The sequence below is a fragment of the Marilutibacter maris genome (assembly GCF_006546735.2).
Classification (GTDB): domain Bacteria; phylum Pseudomonadota; class Gammaproteobacteria; order Xanthomonadales; family Xanthomonadaceae; genus Marilutibacter; species Marilutibacter maris.
Genome location: NZ_VICD02000235.1, coordinates 1 through 1,047, shown reverse-complemented (window position 1 = coordinate 1,047; position 1,047 = coordinate 1). Strand labels below are relative to the sequence as shown.

Genomic DNA, 1,047 nt, shown 5'->3' with positions numbered 1-1,047 from the left:
CGAGATCCGATCCACGCCCATGTCCTACCTGGTCCTCGCACGCAAGTGGCGCCCCCGGCGCTTCGCCGAACTGGTCGGGCAGGAGCATGTGGTCAAGGCGCTGACCAACGCGCTGGATTCCGGCCGCATCCACCATGCCTTCCTGTTCACCGGCACCCGCGGCGTCGGCAAGACCACGATCGCGCGGATCTTCGCCAAGTCGCTGAACTGCGAGCAGGGCACCTCGGCCGACCCCTGCGGCGAGTGCGCGGCCTGCAAGGACATCGACGCCGGCCGCTTCATCGACCTGCTGGAGATCGACGCGGCCAGCAATACCGGTGTCGACGACGTCCGCGAGGTGATCGACAACGCCCAGTACATGCCCAGCCGCGGGCGGGTCAAGGTGTACCTGATCGACGAGGTGCACATGCTCTCCAAGAGCGCGTTCAACGCGCTGCTGAAGACGCTGGAGGAGCCGCCGGGGCACGTGAAGTTCCTGCTCGCGACCACCGATCCGCAGAAGCTGCCGGTGACGGTGCTGTCGCGCTGCCTGCAGTTCAACCTCAAGCGTCTGGACGAGGCCCAGATCAGCGGCCAGATCGAGAAGATCCTGGCCGCCGAGGGCATCGAGGCTGAGCCCGGTGCGATCCGCCAGATCGCGCACGGTGCCGATGGCAGCCTGCGCGATGGCCTGTCGCTGCTCGACCAGGCGATCGCCTATACCGGCGGCAGGCTCGACGATGCCGCGGTCGCGGCGATGCTCGGCACGGTCGACCGGACCCGGGTCGGGGCGCTGCTGGCGGCGCTGGCGGACGGCGACGGCGAGCGCCTGCTGGCCGAGGTCGCGGCGCTTTCGGAGTTCTCGCCCGACTGGGGCAGTGTGCTGGACGCGCTGTCCGAAGCGCTGCACAAGGTGCAGGTGCGGCAGCTGGTCGCGGGCTCGGAGGTCGAGGGTGACGGCGTCGATGTCGATGCCATTGCCGCCGCGGTCCGCGCCGAGGTTGTCCAGCTCTGGTACCAGATGGCGATCAACGGCCGTCGCGACCTGGGCTACGCGCCCAGTCCGCG

General features: G+C 69.2%; 1 protein-coding gene. It reads left to right on the top strand.

Annotation, left to right across the window (positions count from 1 at the left end):
* Positions 1-19 precede the first annotated feature (19 nt).
* A partial coding sequence (dnaX, locus tag FKV24_RS13710; RefSeq protein ID WP_141482773.1) for a DNA polymerase III subunit gamma/tau occupies positions 20-1,047 on the top strand: 1,028 nt, incomplete at its 3' end.